This is a genomic window from Sphingobium sp. RAC03 (genome assembly GCF_001713415.1).
Lineage (GTDB): Bacteria > Pseudomonadota > Alphaproteobacteria > Sphingomonadales > Sphingomonadaceae > Sphingobium.
This window is the reverse complement of record NZ_CP016453.1, coordinates 143,268-160,197: the sequence shown is the minus strand read 5'-3', so window position 1 is coordinate 160,197 and position 16,930 is coordinate 143,268. Positions and strand designations below refer to the sequence as shown.

Here is a 16,930-nt window from a genome sequence, read left to right as displayed (position 1 = left end):
ATCACATTGCCTATTGAACGTAGACATAATGGCTCTGTTGTTCGCGATGTGATACCAAGGCTGCCGAAAGTGCCGCCCGCCCCGCCTTGCTCCTATTCAGATCGGAATGCTCTTGCCTCTCGAGACTATCAACGGATGCGGCGACCTAAATGTGGCGTTTTCGTGAGCGCACAGGATGACAATGCCCTCTGATCAGATAGCCAATCCTGCGCAATCCGCTTTAGAAGGACAACAGCTACGCGACGAGTTGATACGGTCGAGCCGACACTCGCCCCTTGCTACTATCGTAACTGACGCGAGAGCCGAAAACGTCATCATCGCTGTCAACGATGCCTTTGAACGGCTGAGTGGCTATGCCGAGTCGGAGGTAATCGGCCAAAACTGCCGCCTGCTTTCCGGGGCTGCGACCTGCCCAAAATCTCGGGCGCTGTTACGCCAGGCTATCAAAGCAGGCCGACCGGCAATTGTCACTCTGGTGAATTACCGCAAAGACGGTCAAGCGTTCCACAATGCCGTCATGATTGCGCCTGTCCATGACGAGGCTGGGCTTCTCACCTTTTTCATCGGAACCCAATTGAGGGTAGATGGCGAAGTTCAAGACGCCGGAACCGCCAAGGCAAAATTAGCTGTCTTGACCCCCCAGCAGTTGAAGGTCCTCGAGCAAATGGCGCGCGGCACGCGCCACGCCGAGATCGCAGAGAACCTTGGCCTTTCCATCAAGACCATCAAGATGCATCGTGGCGCATTGGTGCATCGCCTGGGTGTTCAGACTTCGACCGAGGCGATCAGGATCGCCATAGAGGCCGGCCTTTAAGCTAAAGCAAGGCCGCTCTGAATGGCCTTGCCAACCTGTCATGATTCGATATGGACTTAAGTCCGGGGTACAAGCCGGGGGGCTTGGTGAGGATGTGGCTTGACGAATTCTGATATGCCCGGCGACGCCGAAGCTAAATTCAAGCTGCTCGTCGACGCGGTTATGGACTACGCGCTTTACATGCTGGATCCGGAAGGCCGGATCACTACATGGAATAGCGGCGCTCAGAGAGCCAAGGGCTATACCGCTGACGAAATCGTTGGGCGGCATTTTTCCTGCTTCTTCACCCAGGAGGATCGCGATTCCGGTCTACCTGAACGTGCCTTGCGCATCGCAGCGCAAGAGGGGCGTTTCGAAGCGGAGGGCTGGCGGATCAGGAAGGACGGCAGTCGTTTTTTCGCCAATTCCGTTATCGATCCTATCAGGAACGATGCCGGAGAACTGATCGGCTTTGCAAAGATCAGCCGCGACATCACCGAACGCCGTGAAAGAGAACTCGCTCTCTTTCAGGCGGAACAGCGCTTTGGGCTCCTCGTCCAAGGGGTCAAGGATTGCGCGATCTACATGCTAGATACCGACGGTATCATCACCAATTGGAACACCGGGGCCGCAGCGATCAAGGGCTACGGTTCCGACGAGGTCGTGGGCAAACATTTCTCCATTTTCTACACCCAGGATGACCGAGACGCGGGCGCACCCGAACGGGCGTTGGCGACAGCCCTCGCGGCGGGGAAGTATGAGACGGAGGCTTGGCGCGTTCGCAAGGACGGCACCCTATTTTGGGCCAATGTATTGATCGATCCGATTTACGATGAAGATGGAAAGCATGTTGGTTTCGCTAAGATCACCCGTGACGCGACTGACAAGCGCAAGGCACAGGAGGAGTTGGAAGACACCCGCAGCGCGCTGCTTCAGGCGCAGAAGTTGCAAGCGATTGGCGAACTGACCGGCGGGGTCGCCCATGATTTCAATAATCTTTTGACGGTCATCGGGGGGGCGGCCGAGATGCTCAGGAAAGTCGAGCTGCCGGACGAGAAGCGGGCGCGCTATCTCGACAATATAGCCTCAACCGTTGAGCGAGCATCCACCCTCACCGGTCACCTTCTTGCCTTCAGCCGGCGTCGCGCCATCCGTCCCGAGGTTATCGACCTTAATATCCATCTCGATGCCTGGGCCGAAATTCTATCCCGGTCCCTTGGGAACGGTATCGCCCTGTCGGTGAAGACATCGGCGAAAACCGCCCGCGTGGAAGTGGACCCTACTGAACTGGAAACAGCCGTCCTGAACGCTGCGGTGAATGCCCGGGACGCGATGCCGGGGGGTGGGGAGCTCCTCATAGAAACGCGGGACGCCATCCATGAGGGCCATGTTGCGGTAGCCATCGACATCACAGATACCGGCACTGGTATGTCGGAGGAAACGCTCACCCGCGTTTTCGAACCGTTCTTCACGACCAAACCTATCGGCGAGGGAACGGGACTGGGATTGTCCCAGATCCATGGCTTCGCGGCCCAAGCCGGCGGCATCGCTCAGATAAATTCCCGGGTCGGAATGGGCACCACCCTTACTATCATCCTTCCCAAGGTCGATAAGAAGCCAGCGGCGATTCAGCAGAAAGGCAACCTGGCTTACATACCTCCCGGGATAAGGGTTCTCCTGGTCGAAGATAATATCCAGGTTCTCCATTTCGCCGAGCAATTGCTGGACGATCTGGGTTGCCGGACGGTGTGTGCGGGTGACGCGACTGAGGCACTTGCGCTTCTACAGGAGCAATCGTTCGATCTAGTATTCACGGATATTGTCATGCCAGGACTAAGCGGTATTGATCTTGCGCGACAATTGCACATTCGAGCGCCTGGGCTGCCAGTGCTCCTCGCAACAGGGCATAGTGATCAGCTTATCAGGGAAGGAGAAGCGCATCTGCGTGTTTTGGCAAAACCCTATGGCGCCGAGACGCTGAGCGCAGCGATCGGTGAGCTTATCGCTGCATCCGTTATCTCGTCAGGATCGAATGCTGGAGTTAGCACCTGCGACCAGTGAGGTGGGGGGCCCGCCCCCCGGGGGATACGGTTTTAGGGATCGCAAGTGGGCGCGTCGTACTGCTGAGGCGCAATGCCTCTATTTTCTAAGTCTCCGACAGCTGTCCGGTTTCGGCTTAAGCGACATTAAATTTGTTATCGGCAACGGCTTAAGGTGGTCGCCAGCCGCCGGAAACGGACTGACTGCACCTGAGGAACGGAAATTGACCACTGAGTGTCCGTGAAGGGTCGATATGCGCAAGGCTCCTGTTATTACAGGCTGCTTCAGCTCATTACCAGCTTTGTGACACATAGCGGCTGTGACGGTATCTGCTGACCACAATAGTCCCCTTGACGTTGCATCCGGGGTTTTAACGGTGCCTGATGCTCGTATATGGCTTGGGGCCGACTTGCCGACATTGACGCGATCAGTGTTGCGCGTGCCGCCGCAATATCCATGAATGAACCGTCGATTGCCAGTATCTTCGGCGTGCCCAAGCGATCTGAGACAAATGCTTATGCCCGATATTCGGTCTCTCCTACCTCTGAGCGGACGGACGCGCGCACATTCAGGCTAGCCCTAAAGGCGACCATCAAGCAATCGTCATTATCCGAGCGCGGCCACCATGCTTCATAGGTTTGACCACGATCTGATCCCCTAGGCGATCGAACATAATATCGACCTTGTCCAGACCGATGCCCAAATCCCTGATCGTAAGGCTCTGGAGAAAAAGCGGCAGCATCGGTTGGTGAAAGGATATCTGCGCCGCCGGAACATCGAACCTTAGCCCTAGGCTCGACTGGATGAGGGCGAGCGGCGCCGCCGCCGACCAGGCCTGCGGACTGCAGGCCACCGGATAAAAGGTCGGCCCCTGCGACCGGCGGCGCGGAAAGCCGCAGAAAAGTTCAGGGAGACGCATCATGTCGACATAGGTGGCGGCGGCGAAAAGCCCCTCGAAGATCTGGGCGGCTTCCCGCTGGTAGCCGTAGCGCGCGAAGCCGCCGGCAATCAATGCATTGTCGTGCGGCCAGATCGACCCATTATGATAGCTCATTGGATTATAGCGCTTTTCAGTCGAGGCGATAGTGCGCACGCCCCATCCGGAGAAGGAGGCGGGCCCCATCAACGTGCGCACGACGGCCTCCACCCGCTCTTCGCGCGCAAGTCCGGTATAGAGGACATGGCCGGCATTGGAGGACCGCACGCGGCAGGGCATCTTGTCGCCATCGAGCGCGAGGACATAGGTGCCCAGCGCCGCGTCGAAGAACGCGGCATCGAACCTATCGCGCAGCCGCGCCGCGCGATCCCGATAGTCAGCCGCGCGTGCATGGTCGCCGATCGCGTTGAACAGCGCCTCAGCTGCCTGCCACGCGCCATAGACATAGGCCTGCACCTCCGCGAGGGCGATCGGACCGCGCGCGAGCGTGCCGTCGGCGTGGAAGATGGAATCATGGCTATCCTTCCATCCTTGATTTTGCAGGCCCTGGTCGGTCAGGCGGCCATATTCGACGAAGCCGTCGCCGTCGCGATCGCCATGTGTGTCGATCCAGTTCAGGGCCGCTTCTATATGCGGCAGGATCGTCGTCAGGTAAGCAACGTCGCCGGTCCGCTCCAGGTAAGCGCCCGCCAGCATCACGAACAGGGGCGTGGAATCGATGCTGCCATAATAATGGCGGAACGGCACCTCTCCCAGTTCCGCCATTTCGCCATGGCGCACCTCGTGCAATATCTTGCCAGGTTCCGCGTCGGCCGTCGGATCGAAGCTGGTGGCCTGATGCGCGGCGAGATAGCCCAGCACGCCGCGGCTGATCGCCGGATCCATCCATAGGGTTTCGAGCGCGGTGATGATCGCGTCGCGGCCGAACACCGTGCTGAACCAGGGAATGCCCGCATAAGGATAAGGGCCATATTCGGTATCGGTCGATAGCATGGATATATCAGCGACCGACCGGCGGGCGACCTCGTTAAACAGGTCGTTCGACGAGTGCAGTGCCGCGCCGCGCTTGCGCGCCGCCCGCAGCGCCTCCATCGCCTCGCGCAGGGACTTGAGGAACTGCTTGGGGAGCGCGTCTGTCGCCCCTGTCTGTTTGCAGCAGATGCGGGTAAAGAGCGCGCAACGGTCGCCGGGCGGCACGGTGATGTGGAACAGCGCATGGCTGTCGGTCAACTCGTCCGGCATCGGATCGAAATGCAAGTGCGTTTGCCGCTCGCGCTCGTCACGCCCTAGATAGCCTAGCAGGACATCGGACGGACCGATCTGCGGTTCGCGCATTCTCCCGCGGCGCAGGCGCGTCATGCCGCGTATCTCGAATAGATCGGCGAAGTCCGCCGCGAAACTGAAGTCGATACTGACTTGCCGCGTTTCCGTGTCGAAGTTGCGGATGGTGACGCGCTCGTACAATGCGTCCTTCCACAAAAAACGCGTGCGACGCAGGTGGATGAGGTCATGTTCCACGGCCACTCGGCCATCTTCCCCGATGAAATCGGGATTGGCGAGATCGCAGGTCAACATCGCATTGTCGTCGCGCAGCGCGGAACTGAGCAGGATCGGCCGCATTGCGTTGATTGTGAGATAGAGGTGCGAGAGATGCCGGGTATCGCGATGATAGAGCCCCTCCGGACTGCCGGGGCCGGAAATGGCGTCGCCGCTATGATCGAACACGGCAAAACTGTCGCCATGTTTAAGCGTTCGCGGCCTGCGCTCGTGGAGCGAGGCCGTCGCCGGGATGAAGAACTGGGTCTGCGCCTGGGACAGCGCTTGCCCTCCGGCAATACCAGGCATGTCGGGCTGAGGCTGGCTCAGGGTCATGGCGTTTCCTATGCGACGATCTGCAGTTCGGCTTCCACGCCTCGCTGGCGACGCAGCCGTGCGGCGTCGGTACGGGCGCCCGGCAGACCATGATACAGGGCGACATAGTCCGTCGCCATCCGCCGCGCCGTGAAACGTGCGTCGAATGCGCCACGTACCAGCCGCCGGTCGAGATCGGGCAGCGCCGCAACAGCGTCGACCGCTTCGTCTTCGCTCTGGACAATGAAGCCGGACACGCCATGCTCGATCACTTCCGGCACGGATCCGCAGCGGAAGGCGATGACCGGCGTGGCGCACGCCATCGCCTCGATCATCACGAGTCCGAACGGCTCGGGCCAGTCGATCGGAAACAGCAGCGCGGCTGCTTGGCCGAGGAAGTGAACCTTCTGCTGTTCGTTGATTTCACCTATGAATTCCACATTGGGATAATGGTCCACCAGCGGCGCGATTTCCTGCTCCCAATATCCGCGATCGACGGCATCGATCTTGGCGGCGATCTTGAGTTTAAGGCCAGAGCGCGCCGCAATCCGGATCGCGCGATCCGGCCGCTTTTCCGGCGAGATGCGCCCGAGAAAAGCGAGATAGTCCTCGCCCGCACCCAGGCGCGGAGCCAGCAGGTCTGCGGGCAGGCCATGATAGATGGTCCCGCCCCAATTGACCGGGGGCATGGGCAGACGCTGATGATCGGAGATCGACACCAGGCTGTGGTCGGCAAAGGTGCTGTAGAATGGCGGTAGATCGGGCAGGTCAAGCCGACCGTGCAGCGTGGTTACCGTGCGCCCAATGAAATCCTGCACCATCGGCAGGTGCAACATGTCGATATGGAAATGCAGGGCGTCGAACTCGTCGGCACGGCGTCGAACCTGCTCCAGCATCATCATATGATAGGGAATGGTATCGACCACAGCGGGGTTGAGGCGCAACGCCATGTCCGTGATCGGCACCAACTTGGCGCTGGTCTGCGAATCACCGCTGGCGAACAGGGTGACATCGTGACCTTGGCGAACCAGTTCTTCGGTCAGATAAGACACAATACGCTCGGTGCCACCATAAAGCTTTGGGGGCACGCTTTCAGCTAACGGGGCGATTTGCGCAATCTTCATACAGACTTCCTCTCAAACGAGTGGAGCCTCCCTCCCCCCATCTGCGGCAGGCTGCACCGCTACAAGCATTTAAATGCGCGGGAGTTTCATGAACGGAAATATTCTGTCTCAATTCCTCGTCACCCATCTGGGGATTATTATAAATGACCGAGCAAGCCGCCGTTTTTGCAGCCTTTGGAACGCGAAGCGGCTGGTCTGCACTTGAGAAACTTAAATCAGCTGCCGAACGGCCAATAAGGGTCGAAAGTGTTGAAAATCCGGCCTTGCGTTGATTGCACTGTCCGGATTCCGTGGCCCTGTCGTTGGGAGACAAGCTTATGATGGGTGATCGGGCAGTGATGCAGGAGACGCTGTTTTAGGGCTTCAGCTTGGAAGACCATGTTCCCCATAGCCATCTGTTGCGGGCGATAGACAGGATTGTCGATCTCGACGGCATCCGGGAAAAGCTGCGGCCATTCTGCAACGAGACAGGCCGCCCCTCGATCGATCCAGAACTGATGATCTAGATTTTGCTCTTCGGCTATTGCATTGGGATCCGGTCGGACCGGCGGTTGTGTGAGAAAGTGCATGTCAACCTGGCCTATCGCTGGTTCTGCCGCCTAGGTCTCGACGAAGGCGTGCCCTGGTCTCTCGGCATTCGCAGAACCGGCAGGGCCACTTTCGGGATAGCGATCTGTTGTCGGAGTTGTTCGAGATGACCGTCTCGCGCTGCATTCAGGAAGGTCTGGTCGGTGGCGAAGACTTTGCCGTTGATGCCAGCCTGATCAAGGCCGGGCCGACCACGCAAGCGGCATTCGCCAACTCCCGAGACGGACGAATTTCTCTACCCTTTGGTCGCCTGGAGATCAGTCAGCTCTGAGGGCCGCAGCTCATAGTGAAGCTGCTCCATGCCACATTGCCTCGGCACCTTGTCCGGCCGCCATCTCATGAGCGCGGTACCATGTCGAAACCGCTCACCGGTGACCTGGTCGTATCGGACCTCGACCACCAGTTCGGGGGCGAGTGGATGCCAGAGGCTCTCTTTGCCATCGGTCCAGCGGCTCGGGCCGCCTGGCGCCTTGCCGGTAAAGCCGGGTTCCGCGATCAGCGCCTCAAGCCTTTTGGTCAGTGCTGCCTTGTCTTCGTCAGCGAGCGCGGAGGTGAAGCCGACATGATTGAGGAGCCCTGTATCATCGTAGAGGCCAAGCAGCAAAGAGGCGACCTCGGAACCATTTTTGCTTCGCCGGAACCCACCCACGACGCAATCAGCCGTGCGATGTTGCTTTATCTTGCGCATCGCGCGCTCGCCCGGCCCGTACGGTACGCTTAATGGCTTGGCGATAACGCCGTCGAGCGCGCCGCCACTGTTTTCAAGCCACAATATTGCCTGGCGCTCATCCGTTGTCGCAGGCGAGAGCAGCAAGGTCGAATTGACCTCGGCAGCGTGGAAGCGCTCGATCGCCGTACGCCGCTCCTCGAGGGGTGCATCGACCATGTCTCTGCCGCCCAGCGCCAGGCAGTCGAACAACATCAACTTGGCGGGCGTCTCGACGGACAGTCGAGCGATGCGGCTTTGTGCTGGATGAAGTCGGTCCTGCAGCGCATCAAATGACAATATCTCGCCGATTGGGAGGATCAGTTCGCCATCGACGACGAAGTCGCGTTCATGCGTAGCCGCCAGCACGGCCACGATCTCGGGGAAGTAGCGGGCGAGGCTCTTTCCCGACTTCGACATGATCTCGATTGCGTCGCCCCAGCGTGAAGCAATAGCGCGGAAGCCATCCCATTTCGGCTCATATTGCCACCCTGGGCCTGCTGGCAACGCGCCCACGAGCTTCGCTTCCATGGGCAGCGTGGCGGCGAGGGGATGGGACTTGGACATAGACTTCCCCTCGCCGAATCGTCAGCTTTTCAGATGAGCTTCGACGGCGGAAGCGCTGTTGCCGACTGCGTCGACCGCCTTTTGCAGGGCCTCGCGGTCGACCCCGAACTTGTCGGTCCAGTATGCGACCTCATAATCCTCGCCCATCGCTATCCGCGAACTGTCCGCTGGTGAGCGCAGTGTCTTGTCGTCGGCCATCTTGTCCTCCTCTTCGATTGCAGCTTCCCAACGCGTTGTGTTGTCGTCCGTTGCACCAATCACGAGACTATTTCCCGGGGAGGGCTGTGCGTTGGAACGGGCATAGCGGCCGAGGGTTGAGGCACGCAATGACATAGGAGACGATCATGGCTGCACGACCCTATTGGCGAGGCCAGATCCGGCTGGCGCTTGTTTCGATCCCGGTCGAGATTTACTCGGCTACCAAGAGCGGGGCGACGATTGCCTTCAACCAGATCCACGAGCCTTCGGGCAAGCGCATCAAATATGAAAAGGTCGTGCCCGGCATCGGCCCGGTCGACGTCGAGGACATCGTCAAGGGCTTCGAATATGCCAAGGGCGAATATGTCCTCCTCGACGAGAAAGAGATCGAAGGCGTGAAGCTCGAGAGCAAGAAAACGCTCGAGCTTACCCAGTTCGTCGATAGCCATGAAATCGACGCTATCTATTTCGAGAAGCCATATTATGTCGTGCCCGCCGACGATCTGGCCGAAGAAGCCTTCATCGTCCTGCGTGAAGCGCTTCGCCGCAGTCACAAGATTGGCCTTGGGCAACTGGCGATGCGCGGCCGAGAATATGTGGTCAGCATAAAAGCCTGTGGCCGTGGCCTAGTCATGGAAACGCTGCGCTATGCCGATGAGGTCAACAAGGCTGCGAGCTATTTCCGCGAGATTGGCGACGCTGATCCCGATGAGGAACTGCTCGATCTCGCCACCACATTGATCGACAAGAAGACCGGAAGGTTCGATGCGAGCGAGTTCCACGACCGTTATGTCGATGCGCTCAAGGATATCATCGAACGCAAAAAGAAAGGCAAGACGCTCAACATCGATGAAGATAGCGAGGTCGGCTCAGATCCGCGCGGTAGCAACGTGGTCGACCTGATGGCGGCCCTCAAAAAGTCGATTGGTCCGGCAAGCGGTGGTGGTGCAGGCAAGGCACCGGCCAAGAAGCCAGCAGCCAAAGCTGCTGCGAAGTCCGAGAAGAAGCCGGCGGAGAAAGCGCCTGCCAAGGCGCCCGCAAAAAAGCGGGCCTAAAAGCATGGCAGATCCGGTTCGCGCGTCGAGCAACGACGATGACGATGCCGCCTTCGCAGAGGGCGCCATCACCTTGTGGAGTAATTTGCTTGCGCTGATGGGCACCCATCTCCTTGAGGCGGGGACACCGCGCCAGGAAGTGCTCGATATGCTGACGATGCTGCATGAGACCAATGAGGAAACGATCCGCTCGCCTCGCGCACGCGCGATCGCCGGACGCCACCTCATGTCGGTCTATCGGGTACTCGGCGAAGCCTGACGTCAGTCAAGCGTTTGCCCCAATCGCCGTCGTTCCGGATCGCGGCAGCACTGGAAACGCCCTTTGATCTGGTCGTTGAAGAAGGCACCTGCAGAAGTCGCCTTGCAGAAAGCCTCGAAGATCGCGGCAGGCACGCCATAATAGACGTATTTGCCCGTTTGTCGGAACGAAACGCTCAAGACACCCGCATCGTCATCGAAAGTGACACGTTCGATCATTGAGGAGGTCTTGAGACGGCAGGCGCGCATGTCCGCCCAGCGTCTGGTGGACTCTGCCGTTCCATCCCGTGCGCCCAGGCGAATCCGCTGCGCGCCCAAGCGTGTCCAGCAATGCGTGTAGCCTTAAACCAGCCTGTTTTGAACTGTCGTTTCGATTGCGGGTTATGGAGGGATGCCCGAGGAGACTATCGATCAGAAACTGCGTGAGATGGCGGAACACCGCGGCTTCAAGCTTGTCAAATCCCGGAAGCGCAAGCCTGGGACGGGAGACTTCGGCAAGTTCGGGCTGACGCAGGGGGACGGCAAGCCGTTGCTGGGAATGGGCAAGGACGGGCTGACGGCCTCGGCCGACGATATCGAAGCCTATCTGCGCAAGGGGTCTGTGAGCACCTGGAAAGCTTCGGCGCAAAGCGCGCCGGCCCGCGTCGTGCCTGCGGAGAAGCCAAAAAGGGATGTCAGGACAAATGACGATACCGAAGGTCCGTCGGTCATACGGCCCCGCAGCCGGCACGCCGACGCTCGAAACGCCGGCGTCAGGCAGGCGGCACCCGAAAGTCGAAAGGCCCAACCAGCAGACGAACCTAAGCCCAGCGCCAAGCGGGTCAGCCGAACGTTTACCGGTCGCAAGTCCGCGCCGCCAGAAGCTAGGCCCCACGCGCGCGTAACTGCCCAGCCTGCGCCCGCGCCTGTACCAGCTCCGCAGTTGCACGTTCGCGCCGCGAAGCCTGCCGATGCTGCAGCATTGGCGAAGCTTCTTGCGCAACTGGCTCATGTTGAGATCGACGAACCTGGCATAGTGCGCAGTCTCGAGGCGGCGCGCAAGTCCAGCGGCGGCATGGTGGTTGCCGAATGGGGCACGCTGGTCGGCTGCTGCGCTTGGGCTCTGATCCCCACGATCCAATATGGGCTGATCGGCCGGATCACCCTGATCATGATCGACGAAGATCACCGCCGCCGCGGCATTGGGACGAATTTGATCGAGGCTGCTTCTGCCGTGATTGGCGAGGCGGGTTGCACGCGGATGGAGGCGATCAGCGATATCGAGATCAGAAACGCCCATGGTTTCTTCCGGGCCCTGAAGTTCGAGCAGACCAGCTATCGTTTTGCGAAGCCGCTCGATAGGGACAGCTAAAGGGACTGGAACGAGTCCGCGGTCCTACGGATTGAGGCGTAGAGGGAACGGACGCATCAGCATGACCAGGACACAGACCAAGTCGGCAGACGAGAGCCTTGCGATCTATCGGGCCAAGCGAGACTTTGGGCGGACCGCCGAGCCTTCAGGTGCGAAGCTTCCCAGCACCGGCAACGGCTTCGTCGTCCAGAAACATGCGGCGACACGTCTTCATTATGATTTCCGGCTTGAGCTCGATGGCGTGCTCGTCAGCTGGGCCATCACACGCGGTCCAAGCGTCAATCCGGACGATAAGCGCCTTGCCGTGCGGACCGAGGACCATCCGCTCGATTACGCCCGCTTCGAAGGCACGATTCCCAAAGGCGAATATGGCGGCGGAACCGTCATGCTCTGGGACAATGGCACCTGGGAATCGATACCGGGCAAGGATCCCCGAGAGACGCTGCCCGAAGGTCACTTGCATTTCATCCTGCACGGCCGCCGCATGGCTGGCGAATGGATCCTGTTCCGCCTCAAGCCTCGGGGAAAGGAGAAGGGGGAAAATTGGATCCTGCGCAAGGTGAACGATGCTTTCGCCGGCGGCTCGGACGATCTGGTCGGCATCCATTTGACCAGCGTCGACACCGGGCGCACCATGGACGAGATCGCCACCGGCAAAGCCGTGCCGAAGCGGAAGGGCGCGAAGCCTGCCGCCTCACCGTCAGCCGCTTCGGCCAAGCCCTTTGGGAAGCGCAAAAAGGCGGGCACGCCGCCTCCGTTTCAGCCGGTGCAGCTCGCGGCGCTGGTCGATCATGTGCCTTCGGGCGACCGATGGATCCATGAACTTAAATATGATGGCTATCGCACGCTGCTGGCGATCGGCGGCGGGGAGGGGAGGGCCTATACCCGTTCGGGTCTCGACTGGTCGGATCGTTTCGCTGGACTGATCGGAGACGCCGTCACCCTGGACGTGGCAAGCGCGCTGATCGATGGCGAGGCCGTGGTGATCATGCCCGATGGGCGCACCAGCTTTCAGGCCCTGCAGGCGGCGCTCAAGGGTGATCCGGGCAAAATTGACTATGTCGCATTCGACCTACTCGAGCTTGACGGCGAGGATCTCACGCAGCGACCGCTTCTTGAACGCAAGGAGATGCTAGCGGCGCTGATCGGTGAGGGCAGGGGCCATCTGCGCTACTCTGATCATATCGTCGGACGCGGCGAGGAGCTGTTCAAAAGCTTCTGCGGCGCGGGGCTGGAGGGCGTCATCTCCAAGCGTGTCGATGCGCGCTATTCCGGCTCGCGGTCCGGCTCCTGGGTGAAGACCAAATGCATCCGGCGACAGGAGTTCGTGATCTTGGGCTGGACGCCTTCGGACAAGCAGCGCGGCTTTCGTTCGCTGCTTCTGGGCGTCAACGAGAAGGGCAAGCTGCGCTTCGCTGGCAAGGTCGGTACCGGCTTTACCGGCGACGAGATCGAGCGTCTGATGGATTTGATGGCGCCGCTCGAACAAAAGACCGCGACGGTCGAAGCGCCGCGCGCCGCCGTACGTGGGGCACATTGGATCAAGCCGAAGCTGGTCGCCGAGGTCGCCTATATCGAGTTCACGGACGAAGGTGTGTTGCGACACTCGAGTTATCTGGGTTTGCGCGAGGACAAGAAGCCCGAGGCCGTGGTGTTGGAGATTGAAGCCCCGGTTGCGACAACCGCAAATCCTGCCGCAACCAGCGGCGTCAAGATCAGCAACCGGGATCGCATGATCTTCCCCGAGGGCAAGCTCACCAAAGGCGAACTGGCCGACTATTATGAGGCGGTTGCGCAGATCATGCTGCCTTGGGCAGGAAGCCGACCGATCAGCCTGGTCCGCTGCCCCCAGGGTCGCGACAAGAAATGCTTCTTCCAGAAGCATGACGCCGGCAGCTTCGGCGATGACGTCAAGCAGGTCGGAATATTGGAGAAGGACGGGCATCAGGAACCCTATCTTTTCGTCGACACACCGGCGGGGCTCCTCACCTGCGTACAGATGGGCACTATCGAGTTCCATGGCTGGGGCGCGCGTATCGAGGATGTTGAGAAGGCCGATCGCCTGGTATTCGACCTCGATCCCGATGAAGGCCTCGATTTCAAGGATGTCGTCTCCGCCGCCTTCCATCTTCAGGATGTCTTGGGGCAGATGGGACTCGTCACCTTTCCGATGGTCACCGGGGGCAAGGGCGTGCATGTGATCGCGCCGCTGACGCCGACGGCGGAATGGCCGCAGGTCAAGGATTTCGCGCATCGCTTTGCCATGGCGCTCGCGCAGGCCGATCCCCAAAGATTCACCGCTGCCCTTGCAAAGGCCAAGCGCACGGGCAAGATCTTCATCGATTATCTGCGCAATCAGCGCGGCGCGACGGCCGTCATGCCCTACAGCGCGCGCTCCCGGCCTTTTGCGCCGATCGCAGTGCCGCTGACATGGGAAGAACTGCGCGATCTCGACACCCCCAACCATTGGCATATCGGCGACGCGCCTGAGATGTTGAAGCGCGCGGCATCGAAGAATCTGGCGCATTGGGGTCGGACCGATCAGATCCTGCCGGACCTGTGACGGCGTGAGCATGAAGATTGCCACCTACAATGTGAATGGGGTCAACGGCCGCTTGCCAGTCCTGTTGCGGTGGCTTGAAGAAGCCGCGCCGGACATTGTCGTTCTCCAGGAATTGAAGGCGCCGCAGGAAAAATTTCCGCAAAGCGCTATCCGCGATCTGGGCTACCAGTCGATCTGGCATGGCCAGAAGAGCTGGAATGGCGTCGCTATCCTGAGCCGCGTCGGCGAAATTCATGAAACCCGGCGCGGCCTCCCCGGTGACCCGGATGCTGCGCAGAGCCGCTATATCGAAGCGGCGGTCAACGGCATCCTTATAGGCGGTCTCTATCTTCCCAATGGCAACCCCCGGCCTGGGCCCAAATTCGAATATAAGCTCGCTTGGTTCGATCGATTGATCGAGCATGCAGCAGGACTGCTCGAGTCCGGTCTGCCCGTCCTGCTGGCAGGCGACTTCAACGTCATGCCGACCGAACGCGACGTCTACAAACCCGAGCGCTGGCTGGATGATGCCCTGTTCGCCCCCGAGGTGCGTGACGCTTTTTTCCGGCTGACGGGGCAAGGCTGGACCGACGCCCTACGGACAATCCATCCCGACGAGACAATCTACACCTTCTGGGATTATTTTCGGAACGCCTATGGCCGTAACGCAGGTTTGCGCATCGACCACCTACTGCTTAGCCCGGCTCTCGCCGACCGTTTGATGAACGCGCAGGTGGATGCGGATGTGCGCGGGTGGGATAAGACCAGTGATCATGCGCCAGTCTGGATCTCTCTAGCTGATGGCACCGTGCGTAAACGCCGTCAGGCCAAGGTCGCGAACCAGCCCGCATAGGGCGTGTTGTGCACCATGTGCCCATTATAGGCGGGTGCGTCATTGCCCCACCAGACCGGACCGCGCTCGCCAAGCGCTCGCCTGGCAGGAAATAGCGCGATCGCAGTAGCGCAACATCAGGGCAATGCGCTTATGACGGCGCATCTGGCTAACAGTGCTATCAAACTGAGAAGCTGATGTGGGATACCGTAATGCTCTTCACTAGTCGGCCACCGACTTACTCCATCGCCTCGTCAGCGATAGCGAGGCCCGATAGCCCGGTCCTGATGTCGCCGGCTTTCAGGCGAGATACCAAAGCCTGCCCATCTTTCAGCCCGGCCGCCCATCTGCGCCGGACCGATTCTGACGAGAAATCCATGGCCTTTCCTGCCACCTCCGCGCCCTGGTCAGTATAGCTCAGTCGCACAAGCGTCACCGGAGGAAGGCTTGCGTCCTTCTGACTATCTGCCTCATATCGGCGCTTCCAATGCTCCATGGTTCGCCGCGACTGGGCGGCAAATACGAGATCCTGCATGCGTCCGGCGACGTCGCCCAGCGTCTTGGGGCGCCCGCTTGTGAGTGGCAGAAGATCGACGGCGATGCAGAGCAGAGGCGCACAGCTGTGTTCCCCCAGAACCGGATCGAGCGGCAGGTTGGAGGACAGGCCGCCATCGACAAAGGCACGGCCATCGATTTCGATCGCGGGAAAAGCGGTCAGCAGCGCGGCGCTGGCGCGAATATGATCGGGCTTTACGCGCTGATGCCGTGTATCGAATATGACTTCTTCACCGGTTTCGATGTCGACGGCGAGCGCTGCATAGCGAACGCTTCCAGACTGGAGCAGATCGAAGTCAATCAGCCGTTCCAGCGTCTTTCCCAGCGGAGCACTTTCATAAAGCGATGGAGACCCCGCGCAGACATCGGGCAACCACCAGGATCCAAGTGGGCCGAGCGGCGCAAATATGCCTGGGCGGCCGACCGCCATCGTCCACATGACGGACATGGTGCGACGCATGGTTTCTGGCATCCAGCCCAGCGAAGCTGGGCTCGAACCTGGCCCAGCGGGCTGCCAAAGCGCGCGAAGCCGATCCAGTCTGTCTTCGCGGCGATTGCCGGCGATGATGGCCCCGGTGATCGCGCCGATCGAAGCACCGACGACCCAGTCAGGCTGGATCCCGCTCTCGTGCAACGCCTCATAGACCCCGGCATGATAGGCCCCAGTGCGTTGCCACCGCTCAGGACGAGCGCAATCTGATAGTCCGGCATGGCGCTTGGCTTTCTCAACTTCCAGCTGCGCGGGCCGTCTTTGGCCGAGATCGCCGGACAGGGCCTGTGCTGTTAAAGGGAGATCGATCCAGGCGGTATGTCTGCTTCTTCCCCTGCAGCTTCCGTACCCTGGCGATCGGGCTCATGCTCCTGGTTCGCCAGCGAGCCTGTCGGTGGCGATCGACCACCGACAGGCTCGTCGTCGTCATAATCTTCATTGCCGCCGCTGGTGCCCCCGGCACCCGCGCCACTGCCAACGACAGCGCCCGTGCCTGGCTGGGCCCGTCTGCCGCGTTCGTGATCGGACTGCGTCGTGAAGGGCGTTTTCGCGCCATCCGCGTCCCTGATCGCTTCGCCGCCATGATAGACAGGGGGCGCGAATGGCTTGCTCTCGTCCTTGGCCATAATCATTTCCATTCGATGGGTGGGTGTGGGTCTTCAGACAGCCATGCCTGTTTCCGATCATTATCAGGATACAACTGCCGGGGCGCTGCGGCAGACCCATTGCCTGCAAAAGATAATCCCTGGCCGAACATCGGCGCAGACAGATAAAGAGGTGCGTTACGTTACGCCACCTCTGACTGCGGTCCTTTCGCGTCCTGCGGATATTTTAGTCAGGAATATCCTCCCCAAAATATCGAGTGCCGATCTGCCCAATGCGAACCGGCACTAGTTCTCTCTCCGCTACCGATTAGTTTCCGTTGATAACCTTCTCCCGCTCGACCAGAGCCACGCTGAGGCCTATAATCGCTAATATGCATGTGCGCTTCATGACCTTCCCCTTGTGAGGAATAGAAACCGCGCAGTGCTGATTTAACTCCG

The 16,930-nt window shown here is 60.0% G+C and carries 15 protein-coding genes and 1 pseudogene; 9 read left to right on the top strand and 7 right to left on the bottom strand.

What is annotated here, in order from left to right:
- Positions 1-175 precede the first annotated feature (175 nt).
- Both BSY17_RS00675 and BSY17_RS00670 read left to right on the top strand, forming a co-directional pair.
- On the top strand, positions 176-814 hold the full coding sequence (locus tag BSY17_RS00675; protein ID WP_083216948.1) for a PAS domain-containing protein: 639 nt from the start codon (positions 176-178) through the stop codon (positions 812-814).
- A gap of 114 nt (positions 815-928) precedes the next feature.
- The gene (locus BSY17_RS00670; RefSeq protein WP_069063925.1) at positions 929-2,854 is read left to right on the top strand and encodes a hybrid sensor histidine kinase/response regulator; all 1,926 of its coding nucleotides are present in this window, start codon (positions 929-931) and stop codon (positions 2,852-2,854) included.
- Positions 2,855-3,425: 571 nt separating this feature from the next.
- Here the strand turns inward: BSY17_RS00670 and BSY17_RS00665 are convergent.
- Positions 3,426-5,642, bottom strand: coding sequence for an amylo-alpha-1,6-glucosidase (locus tag BSY17_RS00665; RefSeq protein ID WP_069063924.1), 2,217 nt, complete (start codon positions 5,640-5,642; stop codon positions 3,426-3,428).
- 8 nt (positions 5,643-5,650) lie between these two features.
- Complete coding sequence (locus tag BSY17_RS00660) at positions 5,651-6,745, bottom strand: glycosyltransferase family 4 protein (RefSeq protein ID WP_069063923.1); 1,095 nt, start codon at positions 6,743-6,745, stop codon at positions 5,651-5,653.
- Between the two features lie 143 nt (positions 6,746-6,888).
- Between BSY17_RS00660 and BSY17_RS22020 the strand changes: the two genes are divergently transcribed.
- Complete coding sequence (locus tag BSY17_RS22020; RefSeq protein ID WP_257785009.1) at positions 6,889-7,017, top strand: hypothetical protein; 129 nt, start codon at positions 6,889-6,891, stop codon at positions 7,015-7,017.
- A 96-nt stretch (positions 7,018-7,113) separates the two neighbouring features.
- A pseudogene (locus tag BSY17_RS20660) lies at positions 7,114-7,532 on the top strand (transposase); the annotation flags it as partial.
- A 36-nt stretch (positions 7,533-7,568) separates the two neighbouring features.
- On the opposite strand, the gene BSY17_RS00650 reads toward BSY17_RS20660, so the two are convergent.
- Positions 7,569-8,606: an ATP-dependent DNA ligase gene (locus tag BSY17_RS00650; RefSeq protein WP_069063922.1), complete on the bottom strand. Its 1,038-nt coding sequence runs from the start codon at positions 8,604-8,606 to the stop codon at positions 7,569-7,571.
- 21 nt (positions 8,607-8,627) lie between these two features.
- Positions 8,628-8,804: a DUF3606 domain-containing protein gene (locus BSY17_RS00645; protein ID WP_069064446.1), complete on the bottom strand. Its 177-nt coding sequence runs from the start codon at positions 8,802-8,804 to the stop codon at positions 8,628-8,630.
- Positions 8,805-8,950: 146 nt separating this feature from the next.
- Between BSY17_RS00645 and ku the strand changes: the two genes are divergently transcribed.
- Both ku and BSY17_RS00635 read left to right on the top strand, forming a co-directional pair.
- Entirely contained in the window at positions 8,951-9,859 is a 909-nt protein-coding gene (gene ku, locus BSY17_RS00640) for a non-homologous end joining protein Ku (RefSeq protein ID WP_069063921.1), read from the top strand.
- 4 nt (positions 9,860-9,863) lie between these two features.
- Positions 9,864-10,118 carry a hypothetical protein gene (locus BSY17_RS00635; RefSeq protein WP_069063920.1) on the top strand — a complete coding sequence of 85 codons (255 nt, stop codon included), beginning with the start codon at positions 9,864-9,866 and terminating at the stop codon, positions 10,116-10,118.
- A gap of 2 nt (positions 10,119-10,120) precedes the next feature.
- On the opposite strand, the gene BSY17_RS00630 is transcribed toward BSY17_RS00635, so the two are convergent.
- Positions 10,121-10,435 carry a KTSC domain-containing protein gene (locus tag BSY17_RS00630; protein WP_237236168.1) on the bottom strand — a complete coding sequence of 105 codons (315 nt, stop codon included), beginning with the start codon at positions 10,433-10,435 and terminating at the stop codon, positions 10,121-10,123.
- 73 nt (positions 10,436-10,508) lie between these two features.
- On the opposite strand from BSY17_RS00630, the gene BSY17_RS00625 reads away from it, so the two are divergent.
- The 3 genes from BSY17_RS00625 (at position 10,509) to xth (ending at position 14,863) form a co-directional block, all read left to right on the top strand.
- On the top strand, positions 10,509-11,468 hold the full coding sequence (locus tag BSY17_RS00625; protein WP_069063918.1) for a GNAT family N-acetyltransferase: 960 nt from the start codon (positions 10,509-10,511) through the stop codon (positions 11,466-11,468).
- Positions 11,469-11,529: 61 nt separating this feature from the next.
- Entirely contained in the window at positions 11,530-14,031 is a 2,502-nt protein-coding gene (gene ligD, locus BSY17_RS00620) for a DNA ligase D (RefSeq protein WP_069063917.1), read from the top strand.
- Positions 14,032-14,041: 10 nt separating this feature from the next.
- Positions 14,042-14,863 carry an exodeoxyribonuclease III gene (gene xth, locus BSY17_RS00615; protein ID WP_069063916.1) on the top strand — a complete coding sequence of 274 codons (822 nt, stop codon included), beginning with the start codon at positions 14,042-14,044 and terminating at the stop codon, positions 14,861-14,863.
- Positions 14,864-15,080: 217 nt separating this feature from the next.
- Here xth and BSY17_RS00610 read toward each other — a convergent pair whose 3' ends face one another.
- Both BSY17_RS00610 and BSY17_RS00605 read right to left on the bottom strand, forming a co-directional pair.
- Complete coding sequence (locus tag BSY17_RS00610) at positions 15,081-16,031, bottom strand: patatin-like phospholipase family protein (protein WP_069063915.1); 951 nt, start codon at positions 16,029-16,031, stop codon at positions 15,081-15,083.
- 149 nt (positions 16,032-16,180) lie between these two features.
- Complete coding sequence (locus BSY17_RS00605) at positions 16,181-16,513, bottom strand: hypothetical protein (RefSeq protein ID WP_069063914.1); 333 nt, start codon at positions 16,511-16,513, stop codon at positions 16,181-16,183.
- Positions 16,514-16,930: the final 417 nt, after the last annotated feature.